This is a genomic window from Collinsella sp. AF29-7AC (genome assembly GCF_003475665.1).
Classification (GTDB): Bacteria; Actinomycetota; Coriobacteriia; order Coriobacteriales; family Coriobacteriaceae; genus Collinsella.
In genome coordinates this window covers 575-26000 of record NZ_QRQX01000024.1, presented here as the reverse complement: position 1 = coordinate 26000, position 25426 = coordinate 575, and the positions used below count along the sequence as shown (strand labels likewise).

The 25426-nt window shown below is 60.4% G+C and carries 25 protein-coding genes and 2 tRNA genes; 3 read left to right on the top strand and 24 right to left on the bottom strand.

Annotated elements, in window-relative coordinates:
- On the bottom strand, window positions 1-224 hold a 224-nt coding region (locus DWZ15_RS09235; RefSeq protein WP_147352333.1), incomplete at its 3' end, for a helix-turn-helix domain-containing protein.
- 532 nt (window positions 225-756) lie between these two features.
- Between DWZ15_RS09235 and DWZ15_RS09225 the strand changes: the two genes are divergently transcribed.
- Window positions 757-1359 (top strand): Type 1 glutamine amidotransferase-like domain-containing protein, encoded by a 603-nt coding sequence (locus DWZ15_RS09225; protein WP_118450605.1) that lies wholly within the window; start codon window positions 757-759, stop codon window positions 1357-1359.
- Between the two features lie 115 nt (window positions 1360-1474).
- Here the strand turns inward: DWZ15_RS09225 and DWZ15_RS09220 are convergent, their stop codons facing one another.
- From DWZ15_RS09220 to ftsH, 3 genes are all read right to left on the bottom strand, one after another.
- Complete coding sequence (locus DWZ15_RS09220) at window positions 1475-1702, bottom strand: IS3 family transposase (protein ID WP_369831449.1); 228 nt, start codon at window positions 1700-1702, stop codon at window positions 1475-1477.
- A gap of 207 nt (window positions 1703-1909) precedes the next feature.
- A complete protein-coding gene (locus DWZ15_RS09210; RefSeq protein ID WP_118450601.1) occupies window positions 1910-2371 on the bottom strand; it encodes a DUF523 domain-containing protein in 462 nt (153 codons plus the stop codon).
- Window positions 2372-2446: 75 nt separating this feature from the next.
- Entirely contained in the window at window positions 2447-4339 is a 1893-nt protein-coding gene (ftsH, locus tag DWZ15_RS09205) for an ATP-dependent zinc metalloprotease FtsH (protein WP_199580069.1), read from the bottom strand.
- Window positions 4340-4431: 92 nt separating this feature from the next.
- Here ftsH and DWZ15_RS09200 point away from each other — a divergent pair, with 92 nt between their 5' ends.
- Entirely contained in the window at window positions 4432-4917 is a 486-nt protein-coding gene (locus tag DWZ15_RS09200; RefSeq protein WP_118450599.1) for a cob(I)yrinic acid a,c-diamide adenosyltransferase, read from the top strand.
- Window positions 4918-4939: 22 nt separating this feature from the next.
- On the opposite strand, the gene DWZ15_RS09195 is transcribed toward DWZ15_RS09200, so the two are convergent.
- From DWZ15_RS09195 to thyA, 4 genes are all read right to left on the bottom strand, one after another.
- A complete protein-coding gene (locus DWZ15_RS09195; RefSeq protein WP_118450597.1) occupies window positions 4940-6289 on the bottom strand; it encodes an MATE family efflux transporter in 1350 nt (449 codons plus the stop codon).
- 125 nt (window positions 6290-6414) lie between these two features.
- On the bottom strand, window positions 6415-7329 hold the full coding sequence (locus DWZ15_RS09190; RefSeq protein ID WP_118450595.1) for an RNA methyltransferase: 915 nt from the start codon (window positions 7327-7329) through the stop codon (window positions 6415-6417).
- A gap of 109 nt (window positions 7330-7438) precedes the next feature.
- Window positions 7439-7957: a dihydrofolate reductase gene (locus tag DWZ15_RS09185; protein WP_118450593.1), complete on the bottom strand. Its 519-nt coding sequence runs from the start codon at window positions 7955-7957 to the stop codon at window positions 7439-7441.
- A 9-nt stretch (window positions 7958-7966) separates the two neighbouring features.
- The gene (gene thyA, locus DWZ15_RS09180) at window positions 7967-8815 is read right to left on the bottom strand and encodes a thymidylate synthase (protein WP_117629294.1); all 849 of its coding nucleotides are present in this window, start codon (window positions 8813-8815) and stop codon (window positions 7967-7969) included.
- 166 nt (window positions 8816-8981) lie between these two features.
- Between thyA and DWZ15_RS09175 the strand changes: the two genes are divergently transcribed.
- The gene (locus DWZ15_RS09175; protein WP_118450591.1) at window positions 8982-9740 is read left to right on the top strand and encodes a DUF134 domain-containing protein; all 759 of its coding nucleotides are present in this window, start codon (window positions 8982-8984) and stop codon (window positions 9738-9740) included.
- A 120-nt stretch (window positions 9741-9860) separates the two neighbouring features.
- Here the strand turns inward: DWZ15_RS09175 and ffh are convergent, their stop codons facing one another.
- The 16 genes from ffh to DWZ15_RS09095 all read right to left on the bottom strand — a co-directional run bounded on the left by ffh (window position 9861) and on the right by DWZ15_RS09095 (window position 25291).
- On the bottom strand, window positions 9861-11336 hold the full coding sequence (gene ffh / locus DWZ15_RS09170; protein WP_099431647.1) for a signal recognition particle protein: 1476 nt from the start codon (window positions 11334-11336) through the stop codon (window positions 9861-9863).
- A 10-nt stretch (window positions 11337-11346) separates the two neighbouring features.
- The gene (gene ftsY, locus DWZ15_RS09165; protein WP_118450589.1) at window positions 11347-12264 is read right to left on the bottom strand and encodes a signal recognition particle-docking protein FtsY; all 918 of its coding nucleotides are present in this window, start codon (window positions 12262-12264) and stop codon (window positions 11347-11349) included.
- Window positions 12264-15800, bottom strand: a complete 3537-nt coding sequence (gene smc, locus DWZ15_RS09160) for a chromosome segregation protein SMC (protein ID WP_118450587.1) — start codon at window positions 15798-15800, stop codon at window positions 12264-12266. The genes ftsY and smc overlap by 1 nt, the downstream gene beginning before the upstream one ends.
- Before the next feature lie 10 nt (window positions 15801-15810).
- A complete protein-coding gene (gene rnc / locus DWZ15_RS09155; protein WP_117583423.1) occupies window positions 15811-16536 on the bottom strand; it encodes a ribonuclease III in 726 nt (241 codons plus the stop codon).
- A 3-nt stretch (window positions 16537-16539) separates the two neighbouring features.
- Window positions 16540-16782, bottom strand: coding sequence for an acyl carrier protein (locus tag DWZ15_RS09150; RefSeq protein WP_117583422.1), 243 nt, complete (start codon window positions 16780-16782; stop codon window positions 16540-16542).
- 124 nt (window positions 16783-16906) lie between these two features.
- Window positions 16907-17926, bottom strand: a complete 1020-nt coding sequence (plsX, locus tag DWZ15_RS09145; protein WP_118450585.1) for a phosphate acyltransferase PlsX — start codon at window positions 17924-17926, stop codon at window positions 16907-16909.
- Window positions 17927-18013: 87 nt separating this feature from the next.
- Window positions 18014-18193: a 50S ribosomal protein L32 gene (gene rpmF / locus DWZ15_RS09140; RefSeq protein ID WP_022094017.1), complete on the bottom strand. Its 180-nt coding sequence runs from the start codon at window positions 18191-18193 to the stop codon at window positions 18014-18016.
- A 64-nt stretch (window positions 18194-18257) separates the two neighbouring features.
- On the bottom strand, window positions 18258-18812 hold the full coding sequence (locus tag DWZ15_RS09135) for a DUF177 domain-containing protein (RefSeq protein ID WP_117647324.1): 555 nt from the start codon (window positions 18810-18812) through the stop codon (window positions 18258-18260).
- Window positions 18812-19309 carry a hypothetical protein gene (locus DWZ15_RS09130; protein WP_022094019.1) on the bottom strand — a complete coding sequence of 166 codons (498 nt, stop codon included), beginning with the start codon at window positions 19307-19309 and terminating at the stop codon, window positions 18812-18814. The genes DWZ15_RS09135 and DWZ15_RS09130 overlap by 1 nt, the downstream gene beginning before the upstream one ends.
- 68 nt (window positions 19310-19377) lie before the next feature.
- Window positions 19378-19875, bottom strand: a complete 498-nt coding sequence (gene coaD, locus DWZ15_RS09125; protein WP_099431641.1) for a pantetheine-phosphate adenylyltransferase — start codon at window positions 19873-19875, stop codon at window positions 19378-19380.
- Complete coding sequence (gene rsmD, locus DWZ15_RS09120; RefSeq protein ID WP_118450583.1) at window positions 19868-20497, bottom strand: 16S rRNA (guanine(966)-N(2))-methyltransferase RsmD; 630 nt, start codon at window positions 20495-20497, stop codon at window positions 19868-19870. The genes coaD and rsmD overlap by 8 nt, the downstream gene beginning before the upstream one ends.
- The gene (gene recG, locus DWZ15_RS09115) at window positions 20494-22671 is read right to left on the bottom strand and encodes an ATP-dependent DNA helicase RecG (protein WP_118450581.1); all 2178 of its coding nucleotides are present in this window, start codon (window positions 22669-22671) and stop codon (window positions 20494-20496) included. Before recG ends, rsmD begins: the two co-directional genes overlap by 4 nt.
- Before the next feature lie 10 nt (window positions 22672-22681).
- Complete coding sequence (locus DWZ15_RS09110; protein ID WP_006234030.1) at window positions 22682-24343, bottom strand: DAK2 domain-containing protein; 1662 nt, start codon at window positions 24341-24343, stop codon at window positions 22682-22684.
- 27 nt (window positions 24344-24370) lie between these two features.
- The gene (locus tag DWZ15_RS09105) at window positions 24371-24760 is read right to left on the bottom strand and encodes an Asp23/Gls24 family envelope stress response protein (protein WP_187361832.1); all 390 of its coding nucleotides are present in this window, start codon (window positions 24758-24760) and stop codon (window positions 24371-24373) included.
- Window positions 24761-24921: 161 nt separating this feature from the next.
- Window positions 24922-24996, bottom strand: a tRNA-Asn gene (locus tag DWZ15_RS09100).
- Window positions 24997-25216: 220 nt separating this feature from the next.
- A tRNA-Asn gene (locus tag DWZ15_RS09095) sits at window positions 25217-25291 on the bottom strand.
- Window positions 25292-25426 lie beyond the last annotated feature (135 nt).

Genomic DNA, 25426 nt, shown 5'->3' with positions numbered 1-25426 from the left:
CGAGATGCGTTTGCGAAAGTGGTCAATTTTAGATTAGCGCTAACACCCATGGACAGCAGCGCCTCGCTTCCGAACGCCCGGTATACCCACTGCCATTCTCTCACGGTCTCGCGGGGGACGGACAGGGCCTCGGCCGCCGGCTTGCAGCCGACGCCGGCGTCGAAGAGCTCGACGGCCCGCCTCCTGGACTCCAGGTCGTGCTTCACCCTGAGGTCTATACTCATGGAAAACCTCCCATTTCCCGATGTCCAAGAAATGGGAGGCAGTTCACAGGCACCTTTCTGGTGGTTTTTTATTGCTCCAGCATTCAGTTCGTACTCGAACCCGATTCTTTACGAGAAAGGGTTCGGGTACGTTTTTTGTTTATCGGAAATTCTGCGGAAGGACTACTCGGAACGGTAAACAGGAACGAACAGAGGCAGGGCATCATCGTGGTGATGGTATCCTGCCTTTTGTTTTGCGGGATCAAGGTCGCTTTATGCGAACTTGATCGCCACTTATATGGGGCATTGATGGCAATTGCTTCGTACGTGCATACCGGGAGCCTGTACACCTCTGGCAAGGCGTAAAACACTAGACTTTGTTCCAAAGTCCGTGTGCTAAGGGGGCAGGCCCCTTAGAATTCCTGTGGAGTGTGTACGCACGCACGCTGGAAAACGGCAAAATTTCGCTATATCAGGGCGTTCTATCATTGGAGAGTATGGTATACACGGCTTAGTTCAACAAATAAGAATTTATATATAAAGGAGAATATTGATGAAACTGTTTTTATGTTCTCACTTTTCAAGTGTAGGAAGTCTGATAAAGGAAGAAATTGAAAATAAAAAAGTCGCATTTATTCCAACAGCTTCGCTGCGTGAAGGCTACACCGGTTATGTCGGCTCGGCTCGAAAATTATTCAAAAAGTTGGGAGCAATCGTAACTGAAATTGATATTTCAACGGAGGCTTATTCAACGATACAGTCTCTTTTTGAAGATGCGGATGTGATCTATTTTACCGGCGGAAATTCTTTTTTCCTTATAGACCAGCTCCGTAAAACGGGAACGGATGAGCTGTTGAAGAAAGAATTGGCAAAGGGAAAACTGATGATTGGTGAATCGGCAGGTGCGATTGCATGCGCTCCAAGCATCCAATATATCGAGCAAATGGATGAAATGCCGGAGGACTACTCACAAGAAGATGATTCAGGGCTTAATTTGATTGATTTCTATGTTCTTCCGCATTATCTCACAGCACCATTTAAGAAAGTTACCGAGAAAATAATGGCTGAGTTTTCGGACTTGAATCTATGCCCAATTAACAACCGTCAGGGAATTGTAATTGATGGTGAAGGTTCAAAGGTAATTTGCAAAGACTAATTTGAAAATTCCAGTTTGCTGCACTCGTTCCTAGCAGGGTTTGGGGCAGGCACGCCCCAACAAGAAGCTGTCCCAAAGGGGCAAGAATGGGGACTGCGGATGATTTCTTGGACCGTTACGCGGCCCTTCCCAGCGCGGAGCGGAACTCAGCCGGCGTGCGGCCACCGAGCGCATCGCTGCGCCTCTCCGTATTATATCGACCGATCCAGCCCCCGAGCTCCTCGATGAAGCGGGCGGGGGTCCAGTCCGACCAGTCCCTGCCGTGCCAGAACTCCTTCTTGAGCAGGCCGAAGAAGCCCTCCATCGCCGCGTTGTCCGGGCTGCAGCCCTTGGCGGACTGGATTGGCTACACTGATGTGGACAGTTCCGGGAGGGGCGCAAGAGACGGGAAGGCCGTGTGCGCGTTCCTGCGCGAGGGCCGCGGGGAGGGGCTGCCTGGGTACGGCGCCTGTCAACTCGGTCTACGTCTTTGATGACCGGGTCGTACTCAATATCAACTTCACGGATGATGCCAAAACGGTCACCCGTGAGGAAGTGTTGGGTTCGAGTGCTATGGACAATGTTCCAGCATGCTGGGATCGAACTCGCTAGCCGGAATCACACGGTACCCGTGACGCAGCAGCAGATCGACAAAAACGCCGTTACCCTTGGTGATCGTACCGCTGAACGTGCCGTCGTAGATGCGACCCGCGCCGCACGAGGGGCTACGGTCTTGAAGGATGCAGGCAGCGATCTCGGACGGGCCGCCAAAGTGCTCGCACATATCGAGCGCACGCTGGGCACCTAGGCGAAACTCGCGATCGACAGAGACGCCCTCGCAGGTACGGACCTCACCGTCCACAATCTCGGACGGCTTGCGCGGCGTAGGCAGACCGCCAAAAACCTCGGGGCACACCAGCAGGACCTCGGTCCCCGTACGCTCGCAAGCCTCGACCAGCTTGCGATGGTAATTGTCAAGTCCGTTATACTTGCAGCTCTCGCCCATCAAGCAGGCACTCACCACGATCTTCATTTGCATCTCCCTCAAGCAGAACGCCCCATTTGAGATGGACACTCAAATGGGGCGTTCGACACTGCGCAGGCAGCCTTACTGCTGCTTTGGCATCAGTGGATTCTCGCGCGTAAGAAGATTCATAAACTCCTCGCCCGTGATCGTCTCCTTCTTGTACAGATAACGAGCCAGCTCATGGAGCTTGAACTTGTTCTCCTTCAGAATCTGCAAGGCACGATCGTGCGCATCCTCAATCAGCTTGGCGACAATCGCGTCCACGCGCTCGGCCGTACCGGGGGCGCAGGTGAGCGACGTGTCCTGGTTGAGGTACGCGTTCTGCACGGTACCGAGCGCCATCATGCCAAACTCTTCGGACATACCAAAGCGCGTCACCATGTTGCGGGCGAGCTTGGTGGCCTGCTCGATATCGTTGGCCGCGCCGGTCGTCATCTCGCCAAAGATGAGCTCCTCAGCAGCGCGTCCGCCGCAATAGACGGCGAGCTTGTCCAAGACCTCCTGGCGTGTGGTCAGGAAGCGCTCATCCTCCTCGACCTGCATGGTGTAGCCCAGAGCGCCGCTCGTGCGCGGCACGATAGTGATCTTCGTGACCGGCGCAGAACCCTTCTGGCGAGCGGCAACGATGGCGTGGCCGATCTCGTGGTAGGAAACGACCTGCTTCTCGTGGTCGGACAGCACCGTGGACTTGCGCTGCTGACCGGCGATGACGACCTCCACCGACTCCTCAAAATCGTCCTGCGTGGCGCGCTTGCGCCCTTCGCGAACTGCGCGCAGGGCGCCCTCGTTGATGATGTTGGCCAGGTCGGCGCCCGAGGCACCGGGCGTGGCGCGGGCGATCGCAGTCAGGTCGATCGGGGGCTGCGTCTTCACGCTCTTGGCATGGAGCTCAAGGATGTTCTTGCGGCCGGTCAGGTCGGGCAGCTCAACGGGGATGCGGCGATCAAAACGGCCGGGGCGCAACAGGGCCGGGTCAAGGCTGTCGGGTCGGTTGGTAGCAGCGAGAACGACGATACCCTTGTGGTTATCGAAGCCGTCCATCTCGGTCAGCAGCTGGTTGAGCGTCTGCTCGCGCTCGTCGTTGCCACTAAAGCCGCCACCATCGCGCTTCTTGCCGATGGTATCGATCTCATCGATAAAGACGATGCACGGGGCCTTTTCCTTGGCCTGCTTAAACAGATCGCGAACCTTAGCGGCGCCACGGCCAACGAACATCTCAACAAACTCAGAACCAGAAATACTAAAGAACGGCACGCCCGCCTCGCCGGCAACAGCCTTGGCAAGCAGGGTTTTACCGGTACCCGGAGGGCCAACAAGGAGAGCACCGCGCGGCAGCTTGGCGCCGATCTCCTCGTAGCGCTGCGGCTTCTCCAGAAAGTCGACGACCTCCTTGAGAGATTCCTTGGCCTCTTCCTGGCCGGCGACATCCTTAAAGGTCACGCCCACGTCCTTGGAGGCGATCACGCGCGCACCGGACTTGCCCAGTCCACCGCCGCCAAAACCACCGCCGCCAAAGTTCATCGACGGACCGTCATCACCCATGGCCTTTTTCATGCGGCGGTTGAGCCACCAGCCGATCAGGAAGAAAATCGCTATGGGAAGAATGAGGGTGAGCAGGTAGTAGGTCATCAGACCCGAGTTCTTATCGGGAACGACCGACTCAAGCGAGGCGCCAGATTCAAGCACGCGATCGGTAAAGCCCGCATCATTCGGAACACCGGTCGTCTTGTAGGCGATGTTCTCGTCCTCGCCCTTCTTGGTGTAATAAATCGTGTAATCGTCCGTGTTGTACTCGACCTTGTCGACACTCTTCTTATCGAGCGCTTTGACAAACGTCGAGTAATCGGTCTTCGTAATCTGCTGCGTGTGACCGATGTTGGGGAACAGAACGGTCGAGAGCACGAGGTAGACGACGAAGGCGATGAGCACGTAGAGGATCATATTCCGTCTACGTTTATTGTCATCCATCTCCATCTGCTTGAACTCCATCTACTGGGGTTGATAATCTTTTCTAGAATACCCAACCCGGACGGCGATAAACCGACGCCGGGCACGAAAGGACAGAGATGGCATCACTGGAAGTCGGCAAGGTTCAAATCTATACGGGCGACGGCAAGGGCAAGACGACGGCTGCGCTGGGGCTCGCACTGCGCGCCACGGGCTATGGACTTAACGTGCTCATGCTTCAGTTTGCCAAGAAGCTACACTGCGCCGAACATGACGCAGCACCTCGATTGGGGCTACGCATCGTACAAGCCGACCGCGACACGCCCGAAGCCTGTGCCGCACAGATCATGGAGCTGGCGCGCGAGCAGATTAGCCAAGTTGACGTGCTGATATTGGATGAACTGGGAGAAGCCATGCGACGGGGGTTTGTGACGCGCGAAGATGTCGAAGCGTTGATCGCGATGAAACCGACCACCACGGAGCTCGTGCTCACCGGCCGCGGATTGCTGCCCCTCGCCGACCTTGCCGACCTAGTAACCGAAATGCGCCCCGTCAAACACTACTTCGACGAAGGCCTCCTAGCCCGCCAAGGCATCGAATACTAGCCATTGCGGACGTCCCCAATGGCTAGGCAGTGGCGCGGCCTAGCCAGTTGCCGCTGTGATGATAGACGGTGAACATCGTGGCGGTTATTACCCAGGTTACGGGGTAGACCAGCAGCAGATGCTCGAGCGAGGGGTCGAGCGGCATAATCGCGAACACCCACGCCACGCGGAGCACGACCGTGCCGAATATCGTGAGCATCATAGGCTGGAAGCTCACGCCAGCGCCGCGGATGGAGCCGGACGCGTTTTCGATAATCGAGAAGATCGCGTAGAACGGCGCGATGAAATGAAGAATCGTCGTGGTGTAGGCCGAAATTGCGGCATCGTCGATAAACAGACGCGAAAGCGGGCCCGAGAATACCAGCAGCACGGCAGACAGGCCACCGATAAGCACAAATGAAAGCACGAGCGACGTGTGGTATCCCTTTCGCATGCGATCGTAATTGCGCGCACCAAAGTTCTGCGCCGAGAACGTAGTAATCGACACACCAAGCGCCTCGGTCACCATCCAGATAATGCCGTCCAGGCGACCGGAAAGACCCCAAGCGGTCGTGACATCGGCTCCAAACGAGTTGACCGACACCTGAATCAAAACGTTGGAGATCGAATACGCCGCAGACTGAACGCCCAGCGGCAAACCGCACGAAAGCATGCTCTTGCAAATGCCGCGATCGATACCGAGTTTGGATAGCGACAACCGCCACGCCCCCGGAGCGCGCATCATGCGGATCACAATCATCGTGGCATTGGTGCAGATAGTCAGCGCCACCGCGATGCCGCAGCCCAGCGCTTCCATGTGCAGCACGGCGACAAAAAGAATGTCGAGCGCCACGTTGACGAAGCAGCCGGAGGCAATAATGACCGCCGGACCGCGCGTGTCGCCCACGGCGCGCAACAGCGCCGTCCCCATATTGAGCAGCAGCGCTGCAAACATGGCGGCAAAGTAGCAACGGGCATACGCCACACCCTCGGTCAGCAGCTCATGCGGTGTATTCATCAGCACAAGCATCGGCTCGACAAACACCATGCCCAGAATGGAAATGACAATGCCGCCCACCAGCGCGAGCGTCATGGCCGTATGGACCGATCGGCTCAAGCGCTCGTCATCATGCTGACCAAAAAACTGGCCGGTAATAACGGCACATCCAGCACCAACACCGACGCAAAAACCAATGCAGAGCTCCGTAAGCACCATCGTGGCCTGAATGCCACCCAGCGCGAGCTTGCCGCCAAACTGACCGACAATATAGGTACCGATAAGCGTGTATGCCTGCTGAAAGAACGAACTAAAGAAGATGGGGACGCACAGCGACAGCAGCTGCTGCCAAATAACGCCATGCGTTACATCGATAGCCGTAGATTTCTTAGCCACACGCCCTCCCCACTAGCGTACGTCATACAACAAAACGGCATTTTAAGACCAAAGCCAATACCAGCTTAGCACCGACCGGCGTAGGCCGAAACGCCCCGAACCAGAGTCCGGTGCGAACTATCTGCCTAGTGATACAGCCCCGGCTGGTAGTGGTACTCGTTGCTCACATGCGGGCACAGCTGCCAAAAGGCGACAGCACTTGCCGCGGCCACGTTGAGTGAATCGACCCCATGCGCCATCGGAATACGCACAGCGCGGTCGCAGCCTGCAATGGTCTTGGCGCCCAAGCCAGCACCCTCGGTGCCCATAAAGATTGCCAGGCGGTCAATCTCCTGGAGCGCGGGATCGTCCAGCGACACCGAATCATCCGTCAACGCCATAGCGGCACACGAAAAGCCGGCATCGTGCAGCGCCGCCAGCCCATCATGCGGCCATACGCGCGCCTCGCTGCCAATGCGCGTCCAGGGCACCTGGAACACCGTGCCCATGCTCACGCGGGCCGAGCGACGGTACAGCGGGTCACAGCAAGTGGGGCTCACCAAAATACCGTCGACGTTCAGCGCAGCCGCCGAGCGGAAAATCGCACCGACGTTGGTGTGGTCGACAATGCCCTCGAGCACGCACACGCGCACCGGGCGCTCCCCCGCCGCCTCGACGACGCCACTCAAGAACTCGGCTACCGGAATTTGTCGCGGGCGACGAAATGCCGCGAGCGCACCGCGCGTCACGTTAAAGCCCGTCAGCTGCTCCATGAGTTCCATGGAGGCAACGAACACAGGAACCGGACCCGCGCCCTCGCGCACAACCAGGCGCTCAAACAGCGGCATCATCTGATCGAGCCAGCGCTCGCCCAAAAGAAAGCTCACCGGCTCGTATCCGGCGCGAACCGCGCGCTCGATGACCTTGGCACTCTCGGCGATAAAAATGCCCTTTTGCGGCTCCAGCACGCAGCGCAGCTCGCGCTCGGTCAGTCGCACGTAGGCATCGAGCCGCTCGTCCTCGAGCGAATCAATTCGCAGCACCTCAACGGCATCAGTCATAGCAGCCAGCCCGCACCCTTCTTTACAGCACCTATACAAACATCGGGGCAACGCCATGCGCTGCCCCGCCACTCATTCCAACCCGATAATACCGAAGGGGTAATCGGGTTTACGCATCAACGCGACGATACGTCACGAACTCATATTTGAGGCCCTCATCGCCCTCTCCGGCAGCGACAACCGCCGATTCGCTGGCCCGCGCAATCTCCCACGCGGGGTCGGCATCCAAATCGGGAAAGTACGTATCCACGTCACGCACGCAATGGTTATGTGTAACCTCGGCCTCAGCGCAATACGGCAAAAACTGCCGATACACCTCGCCGCCACCGATCACCCACGCAACGGGCTCATCGGCTACCGCGGCGAGCGCTTCGTCGACGCTATGCACCACGTCGACGCCCTCGGCAGCAAAGTCCTCATCGCGCGTGAGCACGATATTACGACGGTTCTTGAGCGGACGCCCGCCGGGAAAACTCAGCAGCGTCTTGCGTCCCATAATGACCGGGCAGCCTTTGGTGCACGCCACAAAATGGCGCATGTCGGCACGGTTGGACACCACCATGTCGCCCTCGCACCCAATACCCCAGTCATCGCACACGGCGACAATGGCAGAAAGCTTACACGTCATGCGCGTCACCTACACCGCAATGGGGATGTTCTTGACCTGCGGGCCGTGCTCATAGCCCTCGACGATCAGATCATCGGTCGTAAACGCATAGAAGTCATGTACATCGGGGTTAAGCGTTACCTTAGGCGCGGCAAACTGCGGACGCTCGATAAGCTCGCGGACGATATCGACATGACGGTCGTAAATGTGGGCATCGGCGATCACATGCAGCAGCTCGCCGGGAATCATATCGACCGATTGCGCGACCATCATCAGCAAGATGGCGTACTGGCACACATTCCAGTTGTTCGCGGCCAAAATGTCCTGGCTGCGCTGGTTGAGAATCATGTTGAGCGTCGGTTTGTCATCCTGCGGGCGCTGCGTCACGTTATACGTCACGCTGTAGGCGCACGGATACAGGTGCATCTCGGACAGGTCACTAAACACATAGGTGTTCGTCATGATGCGGCGGCTGTACGGCGTGTTCTTAAGGTCGTACAGCACGCGATCCATCTGGTCAAAGTCGCCCTCGGCATAATGGCTCTTCTGACCAATCTGATACCCGTAGGCCTTGCCGATGGAGCCAGTCTCGTCGGCCCACTCATCCCAAATATGACTGTTGAGATCATGCACGTTATTGGACTTCTTTTGATAGATCCATAGGATCTCATCCATGGCAGATTTGAGGGCCGTACGACGCAGGGTAAGCGCCGGAAACTCCTCACGCAGGTCATAGCGTGCCGTGACACCAAAGTTTTTAATGGTATAGGCAGGGGTGCCGTCCTCCCACACCGGGCGGACCTTTTGGCCCTCGGTGGTGGTGCCATGGTCCAGAATATCGCGGCACATGGTTACAAACTGTTGATCAGCCTTGCTCATTGACCCTCCTGTCAGTCGCCTATAAGCGAGATTCATTGTAGCCCAGGCACATGCGGCCCCACAGCCCAAACATAAGCCCTCATTTTCTGGCATATGCCAGAAATTCATTGCATAAATCTGCGCGTTCGCTATTCTATTGTTGACATATGTCAGATAAGGAGAGCACATGGCAGGAAGACGCGAGAAACTGCGCCGCGTCGGGATCATCCCCGAATACCGCGGCTTTACCCCCGACGGCCTTGCCAGTGGAGACGCCATCGACATGACGGTCGACGAGCTCGAAGTCCTGCGGCTGTGCGACCTGGAAGGCCTCAATCAGGAGGCCGTCGCCCAGCACATGGGCATCGCACGCGCCACGGTGGCGGCAATTTGCAGTCGAGCGCATCGCAAGGTGGCAAACGCGCTGGTCAACGGACGAGCGCTCATCATCGAGGGCGGCAATATCGCGTACTCCCCCATCACCACAACGACGGCCGCATGGCCAGCAAAGGAGATCGACACCATGAGGGTGGCAACCACGTACAACAACGGCAACATCTTTATGCACTTTGGCCGCAGCGAGCAGTTCAAGATCTACGACATTCAGGACGGCAAGGTGCTCAACGAGCAGGTCGTGGGCACCGGCGGCACCGGCCACGGCGCCCTGGCGGGCTTGCTCGCCAACGGCGGCGTGGACACGCTCATCTGCGGCGGTATCGGCGGTGGCGCTATCAACGCGCTTGCCCAAGCCGGCATCACGGTATACGCAGGTGCCCAGGGCAGCTGCGACGCTTGCGTCGAGGCCCTTATCGCCGGCAAGCTCGCACAGAACGGCGAGGCCACCTGCGGCTGCCACGGCCATGACCACGCCCACGAACATGGCGAGTCCTGCAGCTGCCACGGCCATCACGAGCACGAGGGCCATGAGGGCTGCGGCTGCCACTAACGGCACGGCACCGCGAGCTCGGGGCGCGACGCCGAACGCAACCCAACAACCGAAGCCAACAACAAAGGCCACCCGATAGCTTCCGAGTGGCCTTTGCCATATCAAGCTGGAATTACAGCCCTATTTCTTATTGCGCATCTGCGCTTCCATCTGGCGCAGCAGCTCCATATCGGACTTGGGACCGCCCGTACCCAGGCCGCCCATGCCGCCCAGACCCATAGCGTCCAGCCCAGGGATATTGGGCATGCGCATCTTCTTGCCCTTCTTGCCCTTTTTGCCCTTCTTGCCGCCGGCCTGTGCCTGATTGGCCATCGTGCGCATGCGGCCCATCATCTTGTTCATCTCGCCCCACTGCTTCATAAGGCTGTTGACCTCGGTTGGGGTCACACCGGCGCCCTTGGCGATACGCGCGCGACGCTGGCCGTTGATGATGGAGGGACGCAGGCGCTCCTCCTTGGTCATCGACATGATGATGGCCTCGTTCTTGTCGAAGATGCCCTCGTCCAGGTTACCGCCCATCTGGTTGAGCGCGCGCTGGCCACCGGGGAGCATGCCCAGGATACCCTTCATGCCGCCCATCTTTTTGACGGCTTTCATCTGGTCGAGCATGTCGTTCATGGTAAAGCCCTCGCGCAGCATGCGCTCGGCAGCCTCGAGCTGTTCGGCATCGGCGGCCTCCTGGGCCTTCTCGATGATGCCGACAACATCGCCCATGCCCAAGATTCGCTTGGCCATGCGATCGGGATAGAACGGCTCCAGCGAATCGGGTTTCTCGCCCATGCTCACGAACTTGATGGGCTTGCCGGTCACCTGACGCACCGAAAGCGCGCCACCGCCACGGGCATCGCCGTCGAGCTTGGAGATAATCACACCATCAAAGTCGGTGCGCTCGGCAAACGTCGAGACCACGTTGACGATGTCCTGGCCGGTCATGGCGTCGACGACCATCAGCACCTGGTCGGGCTTGACGGCCTTCTTGATGTCGACGGCCTCCTGCATCATCTGCTCGTCGATCTGCAGACGACCGGCGGTATCGACGATGACCACGTCACGCAGGTGGTCGACGGCCTCCTGGATGGCGCCCTTGGCGATGTCGATCGGGTGCGCTCCGTCACCGCGGAAGACCGGCACGCCGATCTCGCCACCGAGCGTGGCCAGCTGGTCGGCAGCGGCGGGACGGTAGACGTCGCACGCGGCGAGCAGCGGCGAGCGGCCCTGCTTCTTGAGCAGGTAGGCCAGTTTCACGGCCGCCGTGGTCTTACCGGAGCCCTGCAGGCCCACGAGCATGATGACATTGGGAATGCGGTTGCTAAAGACGAGTTTGCTCTCGGTTGAGCCGAGCATCTCGGTGAGCTCGTCGAGCACGATCTTGACGACGTTTTGCGCCGGCGACAGCGACTCCATGACCTCGGCGGTCATGCAGCGCTCCTTGGTCTTGGCGACGAACTCCTTGACGACCTTAAAGTTAACGTCGGCCTCGAGCAGTGCCATGCGAATATCGCGCATGGCCGAAGTAATATCGGCCTCGGTCAGCTTACCCTTGCCGCGCAGGCGGTCAAATGTGTCGTTGAGGCGATCGCTCAGGGAATCAAACACTGGTTACTCCTTAGTTGGACTCGCCCACCAGGGCGCGGCAGAAATCTTTGGCGTTAAACTCCTGCAGGTCATCGACCTGCTCGCCCACGCCGATGCGCAGGATCGGGAGCTTGAGCTTCTCGGCCACGGCCATGGCGATACCGCCCTTAGCCGTGCCGTCGAGCTTAGTCATGATAATACCGTCCAGGCCCAGCGCCTCGTTAAACTCGAGCGCCTGGTTCAGACCGTTCTGGCCAGTGGCGGCATCGATTACAAGCACGACCGAGACGGGCATGGGGCCGGCGGCCATATTGGCGGCGCGCTTACGCGTCACGTTGACCACCTTGGCGAGCTCGCGCATGAGCTCGGGGCTCGTGTGCAGACGGCCGGCGGTATCGATGAGCACCAGGTCGCTGCCGCGCTTATCGGCCTCGTCGAGCACGTCATAGCATACGCTCGCCGGATCGGAGCCGCGGTCACGCTTGATAACCGGTACGCCGGCGCGCTGGCCCCACACATCGAGCTGCTCGATGGCGGCGGCGCGGAAGGTGTCGGCCGAACCGATCACCACGTTCTTGCCGCGGGCGGCCATGGCACTCGCAATCTTGCCGACCGTGGTGGTCTTGCCGGCACCGTTAATACCGACAAACAGCACGCAGCTCGGCGTATCGGAAAACGGATCGCGCTTAACAGGCACAAAATGGCCCTCGAGCTGCTCGGCCAGGGCGCGGCGAAGCTGCGGGGCGGTCTTGAGGTTCTTCTTGGCCGCGGCGTCGCGCAGGTCATCGGAAACCTGAATAGCGACCTCGGCACCCATGTCACCCATGACGAGCGTGTCCTCAAGATCCTCCCAAAAATCCTCGTCGACCTCGCCGCCAAAGTAGAAGACCTCGTTGAGGGCCTCGCGGCTGCGCTCGAGTCCGCGCGAGAGTGCGTCAAAGAATCCCATTATGCATTCACGACCTTTCCGGTTTCGCGATCGAGTTTTTGCGAGACGACGCGACTGACGCCGTCGGCTTGCATCGAGACGCCGTAGAGAACGTCAGCATCCTCCATAGTACGGCGCTGATGCGAGATTACCAAGAGCTGCGTATCGGAACGCAGCACATCGAGGGCGCCGATGAGCTTGGACAGGTTGGCGTCGTCGAGCGCAGCCTCGACCTCGTCCAGAACATAGAACGGCACCGTGCGCGTACGGTATACGGCAAAGAGCAGGGCAAGCGCCGTCAGGCTCTTCTCGCCACCCGACATGAGCATCATCTTGGTGATACGCTTGCCGCGCGGCTGCGCCACGACCTCAATGCCCGTCTCGGCCGGATGCTCGGGATCGGTCATCTCAAGGTGAGCCTGACCGCCGGGGAAGAGCATGGCAAAGATCTCGCGGAAGTTCGCATCAACCTTCTCAAACGTCACCAGGAACGCCTTGCGCATTTTGCGGTCGATCGCCACGGTAATCTTGGTGAGCGCCTTGCGCGCGCTCTCAAGATCGGCCAGCTGCTCCTCGATGTAATCGGCACGGCGCTTGAGCTGCTCGTACTCCTCCATGGCGACCTGGTTCACAGGACCCAGGTTGTTGATCTGGCGCACGAGCTGGTTAAGTTCCCGCTCGGCGGCATCGCGATCGGTGGGCGCCGGCAGCATGAGCGCTTCCTCGAGCACCGTGGTACCGTCGGCGGTGATGGCCTTGATGGCAGCCTCAACCTGCACCTCGAGCTTGCCGCGCGCCACCTTGAACTCATTTTGCGTCGTGGCGGCAACATCGACCCTCTCTTTGGCGCGGGCGACCTCGGTCTTGGCGTCCTCGATGGTCTTCTTAAGCGAAGCCGAGTCCGCCTCCTCAAGCGATGCCTGATCGCGCAGGCGCGCAGCCCAGTCCGAGGCGCGCTCCAACAGGGCAGAATAGCGCTCGTGCATGGGATCGACGCGAAGGCGCAGCAGCTCGAGCGAGCGTGAGGCCTGACGCGTCCCGCGGATACGACGGTCGATACCCTCAAGGCGATGCTCAAGATCGGGCACGCGGCCCTTCAGCGAACGCAGGCGCTCGCTCGTCTGAGCCAGGCGCACCTTAGCGTCGGCGAGCTTACCGGCGGCCTCGGAGTCATCGCGCCGAACGCGATCGAGCTCGTCGTTGGCCTCGGCAATCTGCAAGCCCAAGTCACTCGCCTGCGCACGGGCCTCGTCACGTGAACGGGTAAGTTCATCCACGCGCGGACGTGCGGCACGTACGGCCTCGGCAGCCTGCTCGCGGCGCTTGGAAATCCGTACCCGCTCGACCTCGGCATTGTTGGCACTCTGCTCCAGGCGGCCGATCTCGGACAGCAGGGAGCGACGCTCGCCCTCAAGGCGGGCAATCTCGCCGGCAGCATCGCCCTCGGCAGCATGGGCCTCCTCAACGGCAGTATTGGCCTCGACGACCTGATCAGAAACATGCTCAAACACGGCAGCGAGATCGGGCTCCAGGCCTTCCAGCTCGCGGATACGACGTTTACGCTCCAAGGCACCCGAAGCCTCGCCGGCATCAAGCCCCACGCGAACCAGGCCGCCACAGCTCACGCGGGCGCCATCGGGAGTCACATAGGTCGCGCCGTCAACGACAGGCGCAGCCAGCGCGGCTGCCAAGTCATCGACCACGTAATAGCCGCCGAGCAGGGCCTCGACAACCGGGCCATAACCGGCGCGCACGGACAGACGGTCGACCAGACGGGTACCGGCGGCACCCTCGGCGGCCGCAGAGCCGCTCACGCCGCGCGCCACCAGCAGCGCCACGCCCGAGGCCTTCTTCTGATCCAGGGCAGCGCGACCGGCGCGCTCAAGCGTAGCGGTGTCATCAAACAAAAGCGCATCGATATCGCCGGCGAGCAGCTGCTCAACCAGGCCCTCGAGCTCACGCGGCGCCTCGAGCACATCGCCCAAACGGCCCGAAACATCGTCGCCCAGCGCGCCCATCAGACGGCTTACGAGCGGCGAGCTGTCTGCCATGCGGGCATCGAGCTTCTTTTGGCTGGCAAGCTCCGAGCGCACCTCGGACAGCTTGTTGCGAGCCTCGCTCTCGCGGGCGCGCAGGTCCTTGAGGGCAGCGCGCGCTGCCTCGGTGGCCTCGCGCGCATCAATCTGGGCTTGACGAGCCGCCTCAAGGGCGCTCTCAAGCTCCTCAGCACGGTTGCGGCGGCTATCAAGCGATGCCGTGACCTCCTCGAGCTGCTCATCGATCTGCTCCAGGCGCGAGGCATACATGTTGTCCTCGACCTCGGCGTTGCTCAGCGAGTCCTTCACCTTGGCGAGCTCGAGCACGGCGTTATCGGCAACGCGCTGCGCATCGCGCTGCTCGCGCGTAAGCTGCGAAATCTGATTGTCGAGCGCAACGCGACGCTCGTGGAGCTCGGCGGCGGCAGGACCAGCGGCGTCGACGTCCTCCTGGGCCTGCATATGCGCGCCGGTCACTTCCTCGAGCTGGGCACGCGCATCCTCGAGCTCCTCGACCACGCGACGGCGCTGATGCTCGGAGCTCGAGATCTGCCCGCGCATGTCGGACAAGCGCGACACCATGTTGTGGCCCTTTTCCTCGAGCAGGCGCATATCGGAGTTAATGCGACCGACCACATCTTGCATATGGCGGCGCTGCTCGCCCAAGTCGCCCACAAATAGGCCCTTTTCCTCGAGCATAACTTGGAGCTTCTCGAGCTCGCGCTCCTTTTCACCTAAGCGGTATTGCGCAAGCTCAAGCTCGGCAGCGCCCTCCTTGGAGCGGCTTTCCAGGTCGTTCCACTGCGACTGCAGCGAACGAAGCTCGTCGACGGCCAGCATCTGCGTAAGCTCGTTCGCGCGCGAGGACAGCTCTTTGTACTTGCGCGCGCGATCGACCTGACGCTCCAGCGGCCGCAGCTGACGGGCGATTTCCTTGTTGATATCGCGGGCACGGGTCAGGTGCTCGTCCATCGATTTAATCTTTTTGAGCGCACGTTCCTTGCGACGCTTGTGCTTGGAGATGCCGGCGGCCTCCTCAATGAGGGCACGGCGCTCCTCGGGGCGGCTCTGCAAAATGGCGTCGAGCTTGCCCTGGCTGATGATGGAATGCGTATCCTTGCCCAGTCCCGAGTCGTGCAGGATGTCCTGGATGTCCATCAGGCGGCACGGGCTCGAGTTGATGAGGTACTCGCTTTCGCCCGAGCGATACATGCGGCGGGTGATAGCCACCTCGTCAAAGTCGACAGGCAGCATATGGTCCGAATTATCGAGCACCAGCGTGACCTCGGCCACACCCACCGGCTTGCGCGCCGACGAGCCCGAGAAGATGACGTCCTCCATGGCCTGGCCGCGCAGTTGCTTGGCGCTCTGCTCGCCCAGGACCCACAGAATCGAGTCGGAGATGTTCGATTTTCCCGAGCCGTTGGGACCGACGATGACGGTTAGGCCCGGCTCAAACGTCATATGGGCGCGGTCGGCAAACGACTTGAACCCTTTGAGCGTGAGGGACTTGAGATACACGGTTCCTCGCTTAAACAGGCTTCTTGTTGAGAATCACGCCGTTGGTGGTGTAACCCATGCGGTCGAGCGCCTCGAGCGCAGCGGCTCCCTCGGCCTCCTTCTTGGAGGAACCGGTGCCGCGGCCCTGGCGAATACCGTCGATAAGCACCACGGCGGTAAAGGTGGGCGCATGCGCAGGGCCCTCGGAGCCGACCAGCTTATACGCGGGAGGCTCGTGGCCGTCGGCTTGCACGCACTCCTGCAAAAACGACTTGGGGTTCGCGGGGTGCTCGGCACGCTCGGAGGCCAGGTGCGGCTTAAGCGTACGGTGGATGAACTCCGCCGCCGCATCCCAGCCAGCATCCAGATACAGCGCGCCCACGAGCGATTCATAGACGTTCTCGAGCGCCGAGTGCAGGCCGCGCGCGCCGGTACCGGTCTCGGAGGCACCAAAGATGATGATGTCGTCGATGCCCAGCTCATGGGACACCTCGGACAGGGTAGCACCCGAGACAAGGGACACCTTCAGGCGCGTAAGCTTGCCCTCGTCAAACTCCGGATAGGACTCAAAGAGCGAGCGGGCAACCACGGCGCCCAAAATGGAATCGCCCAAAAACTCAAGGCGCTCATAGCTCGCCGAGACGGGCTGACCTTCCACGGCAGAGGGGTGCGTGAGCGCCGCGCGCAGCAGCACCTTGTTATTGAACTCGTGGCCCAGGATTTCCTGGGCGCGCGCGAGTCGTTGAGATAAAGCCAAGACTTAGGCCTCCTTGGCGTTTTCAATAGCGTCGACAGCGTCGGCGACAGAGTTGAGCGACAGCAGGGTCTCGTCATCGATCTCGAGGTCGAACTCGTCCTCGATGGCCGTCACCAACTGCAGACGCTCGAGCGAATCGGCATCGAGATCGTCGAAGGTGGTCTCGTCGCTAATCTCGGCAACGTCGACACCCAGCACATCGGCGGCAACTTCGGCGATCTTATCGAAGATTTCGGAGCGGTCCATAGCGCTTCCTCTCGTATTGCGTGAACATCAACGCGCTGGCGCCGCAAGCGCAGCGCCAAGACACGGTTTTGATTCTACCCCACGACGCAGGCCGCGAGGCACATAACAGCGCCCTAACTCGCTCCTACAAAACGATGCCGTCCATAGAGTTGGCGACGTTCTCGACAAGCCCGGCGCGCACGGCCTCCGCCGCGGCGAGCGTACCGTTTTTGACGGCCTCGACTGAGGTGGCACCATGGCCGATCAGAACTACGCCACGCAGGCCCAGCAGAATGGCGCCACCCTTAGCATCACCCGAGAGCCTTGCCTTGATCTCGCGCATCTGCTTTTTGATGAGCAGCGCGGCAATCTTGGTGCCGAGCGAAGACATAAAGACACCCTTGAGCTCCTGCAGCAAAAACTTGGCAGCGCCCTCGGTGGCCTTGAGTGCGATGTTGCCCGACATGCCGTCGGCGACCACGACATCAAAATTGCCCGACGTAAGATCGGTGCCCTCGCAGTTGCCCACAAAACCGGGAACAGCGGCCTTCATGGCCGGGAAGCACGCCTTGGTGAAGTTGGAGCCCTTCTCGTCCTCGGTGCCGTTGGCAAGCAGACCGACGCGGGGATGCTCAATGCCCAAGACGACGCGCGCATAGGCGCTACCCATCTGGGCAAAACGCACCATGTCGTCGACCTCGACATCGGGGTTGGCGCCCATGTCGCAGAGGACCGTCAGGCCGCCGGCGCGGTTGGGCAGTGCATTGGTGAGGCACGGACGCACCGGCTGCTTCTTGCCCTCGGCCTGATACCTAAATGGCGTCACGTAGGCAGTAGCGGCAGCGGTCATGGCGCCGGTGGAGCCGGCAGAGAAGAATGCGTCCGCGTTACCCTTCTTGATAGCGCGGCAGGCAAGCACGATCGAGGACTTGCGCTTGGTCATCACGGCTCGAATGGGATCGTCATCCATGGCGATGACATCGGGCGCCTCCAAGGCCTCAACGCGAGCGTGAGCCGCGGCAAAGGGGTTCACGATCTCTGCGGGACCGACGGCCAAGACCTCGATATCGGGATCCGCCGCAAGCGCCGCCTCGATACCGTCGAGGACAACCTGTGGCTTCTCGTCTCCACCCACAACGTCTACACAAACGCGAACGTTACTCATATACATGCTCCTTATACAAAAATGGCCGACTCATTGAGCCGGCCATTGTGGTTCCAGTTGGAACGGCATCGCATCCAGAGTATACAGTTACTCGGTAACGATAACCTCGCGGTCCTTGTAGAAACCGCAGCTGGGGCACACGTGGTGCGGGAGCTTGACAGCGCCGCAACGGGGGCACGTGGACTGAGCCGCAGCCGAGATCTTCATGTTGGCGGAACGGCGGGTGTGAGTGCGGATACGACCCTGCTTTTGTTTAGGTACGGGCATAGTGACCTTCCTTATGAACTATCCAGTGTGGCGATTACGCGCAAGTAGCGATACTACCACAGTTTTACTCATCGAGCTTGAGATTCTTCAATGCTGCAAATGGATTTTCCGTGGCAGCGGCCCATTCGGCCTCTGCTTGAGCGGCGCAATCGCATTGCTCGACGTTGAGATTGATGCCGCAGGTGGGGCATAGGCCGCGACAATCGGGCTTGCACAGGACAACGAACGGCGTGTCCATGACAACCGCGTCGTTGATGGGCTCACCCAGATCGACGATGCGATCCTCGCCCAGTAACTCGTAGCCGTCTTCGTAGGCCTCGGGATCCTCGGGCTCGTTAAAGAGATAGAATTCCTCGATCTCACCGGCGATATCAAACGAAGCGGGCTCCAGGCAACGGTCGCACTCACCGGTTGCATGCGCGCGGACCATGCCCGTAAGCAGAACACCGGTGCCGGCATTGGTAAAGACAACGTCGTAGTCGATGCCGTCCTGTAGCTGGTACTCCTTCTCGCCCACCGTATAGGTGGCGACATCGACCTTGCCGGTCAGCGGATACGAATCTCCGGGAAACTCGAGCTGTTCGGAAAGATCGACGGTAACGCTCGGGAACTCAGCCATTACCACTGACCATTCTGTTGGGCGGCACCCTCGTTGAGCTGCTGACGGCAACGGGTGACGGTGCCGGTCAGGCTCTTAAGGTTCTCCTCGAGGTGCGTAAAGACCTGCTCGGCGTAGTCCTCGGCGGCATAACGCGTCTCGCGCTCATACTGCTGGGCACGGTCGCGGATGTCGTCGGCCTGCTGCTGCGCTAAGCGGACGATCTCCTGCTCACCGGCAATGGTGAGGGCCTGCTGCTGAGCATCGGCGATGATGGAATCAGCCTGAGCGGCGGCGGAAGCCATAAGCTCCTCGCGCTCCTTGAGGATACGGCGGGACTTCTGCCATTCCTCGGGATAGCTCATGCGGATCTCGTCGAGGATGTTAAAGAAGACGTCGGCGTCGATAACCTTCATCTGGGCGTTCTTGCCGAACGGCGTCTTAGCCTCTTCGATGAGCCCCTCGAGCTCGTCGACAAGACTCACGATCCTGTCGCCAGGAAAATTCTCGCCCGGCATCCGGTCTCCTTTCATAGGTAACATATCATCGTGTTAGTTTACCACATGCCACCAGGCATTAAAAAACGTCACGAAAAGCGATGTTTGAGCGCCTTGACCACATTGGGCGGAACAAAATTAGAGACGTCGCTACCGAGCGAGGCAATCTGGCGAACCACCGAGCTCGAGATATAGCCGTACTGCGGCGCACTCATGACAAAGATGGACTCCAGCTCGTTATCCAGGCGGTAGTTGAGGTCGGCCTGCTGCAGCTCGTACTCAAAGTCGGTCATGGCACGCAGACCCTTGACCACGGCTCCTGCTCCCTGTTCGCGGGCAAAATCGACCAAGAGGCCGGTGAAGGGCAGCACCTCGACGCCGTCAATATCACCGAGCGCCTCACGGGCCAGCGCCACGCGCTCATCGAGCATAAAGGTGGTGCCCACGCCGTTTTTCCCCTGCGACTCGGCAACGGCCACGATCACGCTGGGAAAGATGCGGCGGGCACGGCGAATCACGTCGATGTGGCCAAACGTGATGGGATCGAAGGTGCCCGGAACGATAACGCGGTTAATGGTGTCACTCATGGGCATCCTCCGTGGGTGCGTCGCTATCGTTGCCATCATCCTCGCCGTTGCCAACCCAACGAAGCAGGTCGACCGAGGTAATGCCGTAACGCTTCTCACGCACGGTCTCAAAGCCTGCCGGATGCGCACCCGCATCGGCGGCAGCGTGCTCGAACAGCGCATAGGCACCCGGTACCAGCAAGCCTTGCCGAGCTAGGTTTTGCAGCAGCTCCTCGACCGGCTCGGCGCCAAAAGCATAGGGCGGGTCGAGCAGGACCAGGTCAAAGGGACCACCCGGCACGCGGCCGCGCGAAGCGCCCGCCAGCACGTCGCCGCCCACCACACGCCAACGCGCACGGTCACGGCAGAGCGACTCGATATTCTTGGTAATCAGACGAGCTGCGTTGCGATCGATCTCGAACGTGGTGAGCGAGCGGGCACCACGCGAGAGCATCTCAATGCCCAAGGCACCGGAGCCGCCAAAGGCATCCAGCACGCGGACCTCGTCCAGATCGAAGTCGAATGCCGACATGACCATAGATGCGCACGCCTCGCGCACGCGATCGGTCGTGGGGCGGGTGACATCGCGACCACGGGGCTCCTCGATCTTACGACCGCGCCATTCGCCGCCGATGATTCTCATCCTCCGCTGACCTCCTTAAAGATGTGCCGATACCGCGTGGCGACCGCATCGCGCAAGGGACGCGTCGCCACGGAGTCAAGGTTGCAAGCATACCGCAAGAGCTCGACCGCGTCCAAATGGGCCCACTCGATCAATTCCTCGTCGGCATCGAGATCAACAAAGCGCAAAGTCACGCCGCCATGCTGGCGGTAACCCAGAATCTCGCCCTCGTGGCGCAGACGCAGGTCCATCTGGGCGAGCGTAAAGCCGTCCGAGGTCTTCTCGAGCGACTGGAGGCGGTCTTGTGCCGCCGACGCGCCGCCGTTGCCCTTGGAGTGCGTCATGACCAGGCACGTACCGGACACGCTGCCGCGGCCCACGCGCCCGCGCAGCTGGTGCAAGGCCGCCAACCCAAAGCGCTCGCCATTCTCGATGACCATGACGGTGGCGTTGGGCACGTCGACGCCCACCTCGACCACCGTAGTCGAGACGAGCACATCGATCTCGCCACGCTTAAAGGCATCGATAACCTGGTCCTTCTCCCCCGCTGGCATGCGGCCGTGAAGGCGCTCGATGGCAAGACCCGGCAACGCCAGACGCAGGCGATCGAGCTCGGTCGCCGTATCGTGCAGCGGCACGGGGACCGTCACGCGGCCCTCGTCGTCGCGGGCGATACCGGGCACGTCCTCCAGATCATCGGCCGAGTCACTCGGCTCCACGAGCGGGCAAATCACGTAGGCCTGCTGACCCTTTTCATGCGCCTCGCGGATGGCGCCATAGGCAAGGTCGCGACTCGACTCGGTAAGCACGCGTGTCGTCACGCCAGCGCCAGGGACGGGCCGATGGCGGATGATACTCGTGTCCAGATCGCCGTAGACCGAAAGCGCCAGCGTACGCGGGATGGGCGTTGCCGTCATAACGAGCAGATCGGCACCGGGGCCCTTCGCGCGCAAGGCATTGCGTTGGCCGACGCCAAACCGGTGCTGCTCATCGATGACTACGAGCGACAAATACTTAAACGCCACGTTATCCGAAAGGACCGCGTGGGTTCCAAAGAGGACGTCGAGCTCTCCCGATTCCAGCTGTGCATGGATGCGCTCGCGCTCTGCGGCCGGCGTGGCACCCGTCAGAAGCGCCCAAGACATGCCGGCCTGCGAGAGCAGAGGGCCGGTCTTATCGGCATATTGACGCGCCAGCACGCCCGTGGGCGCCATAACGCAGGCCTGTGTGCCGCTATCGGCAGCCACAGCCAGCGCGCAGGCGGCAACGGCGGTCTTACCGGTACCGACATCGCCCAGCAGCAGGCGGTTCATCACGCGCCCGCCATCGCACATATCGCGCAGGATGTCTTGGAACGCGGCCTCCTGCTCGTCGCTCAGCGAAAACGGCAGGGCCTGCTTGAGCGCGGCCAGGTGCTCGCCCGCGGCGTGGGCGTAGGGAGCGACTTCGACCAAGACACCGTCGTTGCGCAGGCGCAGCGCCAGCTGCAGGTAGAGGCACTCCTCGTAGGCAAGCCGTGCGCGCGCGATTTCGCGCTCAGCCATGCTCGAGGGAAAGTGGATCGATCGAAGGGCACGGGCATGGCTCATCAGGCGACGTTTAACGCGTAAGCGTGCCGGAATGGGATCAAAGGGATTGCCGACGGCCTCGAGCGCGCCACTTACGATACGGCGCATCCATGCCTGACTCACGCCGTCACTCACGTAATGGACCGGCAGGATAGTGCCCGCGGCGCGCCCTTCCTCAAGCTTTTCAAAGTGCGGCGAGGCCATCTGCTTAAAGCCGTAGGCAAACTCGACCTTACCCATTACGGCTAGGCGGTCGCCCTGCTTAAGCTGCTGGGCAATCCAGGGCCGGCGGAAAAAGGCGACCTGCAGCACGCCCGTCTCGTCAACGAGTGAGACCTCGGTCACCTGCATGCGCGGACGCGGCTGCTTTTGGACGATACGATCGACCGTGGCGATGATGGTACACACGGTACCGATGGGCGCCATCTCGATGGACCAGGAGCGCGTAAAGTCCAGGTATCGATGAGGGATATGGAGAAGGAGGTCCCCCACCGTCCGAATTCCCAGACGGCGAAGGGCCTCCTCACGTTTACCCGAAACATATTTGAGTCGCGCGATATCCTCGTCGAGCGCATTGCTCTGGGCAAAGCGCTCCGAGACGCGCGGCACGGAGCACAGTTCGGACATGGGCAGTTGCCTACTCGATCGAGAAGATCACGGGATAGAGCGGCTGCTCGCCACGATGGGCGTCGATCTCCAGATCGGGCTGAGCCTCCTCGATAGCGTCGACGATCTCCTGGAAGGCCTCATCGGACAGTTCCTCGCCGGCCAGAATCGTCAGCGCGTCGCCCTCCTCTTCCTCCTGCATACGGTTGATGCAATCGAGCGTGACCTGCTTCACGTCGGAGCCGACCACGTCGATGGAGCCGGCAATGATGCCCATGACGTCACCGGAGTGAATTGGCGAACCGTCGGAGGCACTGGAGTCGCGCACGGCGCGGGTGACCTCGCCATCGCGGACCTCGCTGATGGCGTCGACCATAGCGGCGACGGCATCCTCGAGCTCGGAATCGGGCAGGACCGCGAACAGCGCGGAGAAGGCCTGCGGAACGGTCTTGGTGGGAACGACGGCGACCTTCTTGTCGGTGCAGGCAGAGGCAGCGGCCTCGGCGGCCATGCGGATGTTGCCGTTGTTGGGCAGAATGATGACCGAGGTCGCGTTGACCTGGTCGACGGCGCCCAGCAGGTCTGCAGTCGAGGGATTCATGGTCTGGCCACCGGACACGATCACGTCAACGCCGAGGGACTTGAGGATGTCTGCCTCGCCGGAACCGGCGGCAACGGCGACAAAGCCCAGGGCCTTCGCGGGCTCGGCGGCCTTCTCCTGGTCCTCGTGGATCTTGGCGGTACGGTCGTGGGCCTCCATCTCCATGTTGTGGATAAAGACCTCGTAGATCTGGCCAAGCTGCAGCATGTGCTCGAGCACCAGGTTCGGGGTGTTGGAGTGCACGTGGATCTTGTAGTCGGGATATGCGCCCACGAGCAGCTCACAGTCGCCCATGGAACCCAGGAACTTAAGGCACTCGTCCTCGTCAAACGGGGCGTCGGCCTTAAAGAGGAACTCGTTGCAGTAGCGGAACTCCGAGCCCTCCCAATCGTCGTTGGCCTCGATCTCAACGCGGCCAAGAGCGGCATCGCGTGCAGAGCCAGCGGAATCGAACGTAGCGGAGAAATCCTCGACAACGGTGCTGCGACCAAGTGCTGCAGCCACAAAGTTCTCCAAGAAGATGGCAAAGCCGAAGGCGCCGGAGTCGACCACGCCGTTCTCTTTGAGGACGGGCAGCAGGTCGGGCGTGCGAGCGACGGACTGGTAGGCCTCGACGACGATGGCATCGAGCGCGTCCTCGGCCGAGAACTTCTTCTTTTCGCACTCGTCGGCCTTGGTCGAGACATCGCGCAGCACCGTGAGAATCGTGCCCTCGATGGGCTTACGGACGGCCTGGAAGGCGACCTTGACGGCGCGGCGGAAGGCGAAGGCGATGTTGGCGGACGTAATGGGCTCGTCGGCGGAGACAAGGCCCTCGGCCACACCGCGCAGGATCTGCGAGGTAATGACGCCGGAGTTACCGCGGGCGCCCATCAGGGAGCCGTGGGTGATGGCGCCGGCAATGGCCTCCATGTCGGCATCGGCGGGAAGGGCGGAGAGCTCCTTGGTCACCGAGGCGAGCGTGAGCGACATGTTGGTGCCGGTGTCGCCGTCGGGTACGGGGAAGACGTTGAGCTTATTGATCTCCTCGGCCTTGTCAGAAACGGCAGCCGCAGCGATCGGAAAACAGGTGCGAATGGTCTTTGCAATCATGGGTATTTGAATCTCCGTTTTCGGATGCTAGTTCAGACGGCTCTTGAGCGCGTCGATATGGATGCCGATCTTAAGGCTGGCGGGATCGATTTGGGCAATCTCCTGCAGGGTAAAGGCAACGGAGCTCGAAAGGTTGTGGCAGACGGACTTCATGTTGACGCCGTTCTCGAGCACGACGTGAAGATCGACCGTAAGGCCGTTCTCGTCGGCGGAGACAAGCACGCCCTTGCGGAGGCGCTGACCGGCAAGCAGGCGCACGCTCTCGGCGCCTTGGAGCTGCTCAGCCATACCGACGACGCCATAGCACGTCATCGCGGCATAACCGGCAATATCGGCAATAACGTCGTTCGAGACGCTCAGACTGCCGTTAATGGTCTCAGACACAAGAATCTCCTTATCTGGTGCTCGCGGCACCATGTCGTGGGAGCAATCATTGCAATATTCTACAACGACCGCGCCATGTTGAGGTGGTGGGTCGCGGGATTACATCCTCGACACGAAATGTTGATATGGCAACGTTCGAGTCAAGTGGTCGCGGCATGAAAAAACCCGCCGCATAAGCGACGGGTTTTACAACCTGGCTCCCCGGGTAGGACTCGAACCTACAACAGCGCGGTTAACAGCCGCGTGCTCTACCATTGAGCTACCGAGGAATAGGTGCGTGCTCTCAAGCAACGTAGTTTATTATACGGACGAATCAGCTCAGGGCAAGAACTTTTTTAAGAATTTTTCCGACCTAGTCATTGGCCTTGATTATCGACTTTATCCGAACACCTCCCACATTCATCCGTACTCAGCGCGGTTAACAGCCGCGTGCTCTACCATTGAGCTACCGAGGAATTTAAAAGCCCAGCGGAATGGGCTGAGAAATTCTGGCTCCCCGGGTAGGACTCGAACCTACAACAGCGCGGTTAACAGCCGCGTGCTCTACCATTGAGCTACCGAGGAATAGGTGCGTGCTCTCAAGCAACGTAGTTTATTATACGGACGAATCAGCTCAGGGCAAGAACTTTTTTAAGAATTTTTCCGACCTAGTCATTGGCCTTGATTATCGACTTTATCCGAACACCTCCCACATTCATC

Excerpts from the sequence above, each read along its gene's own strand:
- rsmD (WP_118450583.1), bottom strand. The coding sequence starts at position 20,497 with ATGAGAATCATCGGCGGCGAATGGCGCGGTCGTAAGATCGAGGAGCCC.
- ftsY (WP_118450589.1), bottom strand. The coding sequence starts at position 12,264 with ATGGGATTCTTTGACGCACTCTCGCGCGGACTCGAGCGCAGCCGCGAG.
- DWZ15_RS09175 (WP_118450591.1), top strand. The coding sequence starts at position 8,982 with ATGGCAGGAAGACGCGAGAAACTGCGCCGCGTCGGGATCATCCCCGAA.
- DWZ15_RS09150 (WP_117583422.1), bottom strand. The coding sequence starts at position 16,782 with ATGGACCGCTCCGAAATCTTCGATAAGATCGCCGAAGTTGCCGCCGAT.
- recG (WP_118450581.1), bottom strand. The coding sequence starts at position 22,671 with ATGTCCGAACTGTGCTCCGTGCCGCGCGTCTCGGAGCGCTTTGCCCAG.
- plsX (WP_118450585.1), bottom strand. The coding sequence starts at position 17,926 with ATGAGTAACGTTCGCGTTTGTGTAGACGTTGTGGGTGGAGACGAGAAG.
- DWZ15_RS09105 (WP_187361832.1), bottom strand. The coding sequence starts at position 24,760 with ATGGTGCCGCGAGCACCAGATAAGGAGATTCTTGTGTCTGAGACCATT.
- DWZ15_RS09130 (WP_022094019.1), bottom strand. The coding sequence starts at position 19,309 with ATGCCGGGCGAGAATTTTCCTGGCGACAGGATCGTGAGTCTTGTCGAC.
- ftsH (WP_199580069.1), bottom strand. The coding sequence starts at position 4,339 with ATGGAGATGGATGACAATAAACGTAGACGGAATATGATCCTCTACGTG.
- DWZ15_RS09185 (WP_118450593.1), bottom strand. The coding sequence starts at position 7,957 with ATGACGTGTAAGCTTTCTGCCATTGTCGCCGTGTGCGATGACTGGGGT.
- thyA (WP_117629294.1), bottom strand. The coding sequence starts at position 8,815 with ATGAGCAAGGCTGATCAACAGTTTGTAACCATGTGCCGCGATATTCTG.
- coaD (WP_099431641.1), bottom strand. The coding sequence starts at position 19,875 with ATGAGTGACACCATTAACCGCGTTATCGTTCCGGGCACCTTCGATCCC.
- DWZ15_RS09225 (WP_118450605.1), top strand. The coding sequence starts at position 757 with ATGAAACTGTTTTTATGTTCTCACTTTTCAAGTGTAGGAAGTCTGATA.
- DWZ15_RS09200 (WP_118450599.1), top strand. The coding sequence starts at position 4,432 with ATGGCATCACTGGAAGTCGGCAAGGTTCAAATCTATACGGGCGACGGC.
- DWZ15_RS09135 (WP_117647324.1), bottom strand. The coding sequence starts at position 18,812 with ATGGCTGAGTTCCCGAGCGTTACCGTCGATCTTTCCGAACAGCTCGAG.
- DWZ15_RS09210 (WP_118450601.1), bottom strand. The coding sequence starts at position 2,371 with ATGAAGATCGTGGTGAGTGCCTGCTTGATGGGCGAGAGCTGCAAGTAT.
- DWZ15_RS09110 (WP_006234030.1), bottom strand. The coding sequence starts at position 24,343 with ATGATTGCAAAGACCATTCGCACCTGTTTTCCGATCGCTGCGGCTGCC.
- DWZ15_RS09190 (WP_118450595.1), bottom strand. The coding sequence starts at position 7,329 with ATGACTGATGCCGTTGAGGTGCTGCGAATTGATTCGCTCGAGGACGAG.
- rpmF (WP_022094017.1), bottom strand. The coding sequence starts at position 18,193 with ATGCCCGTACCTAAACAAAAGCAGGGTCGTATCCGCACTCACACCCGC.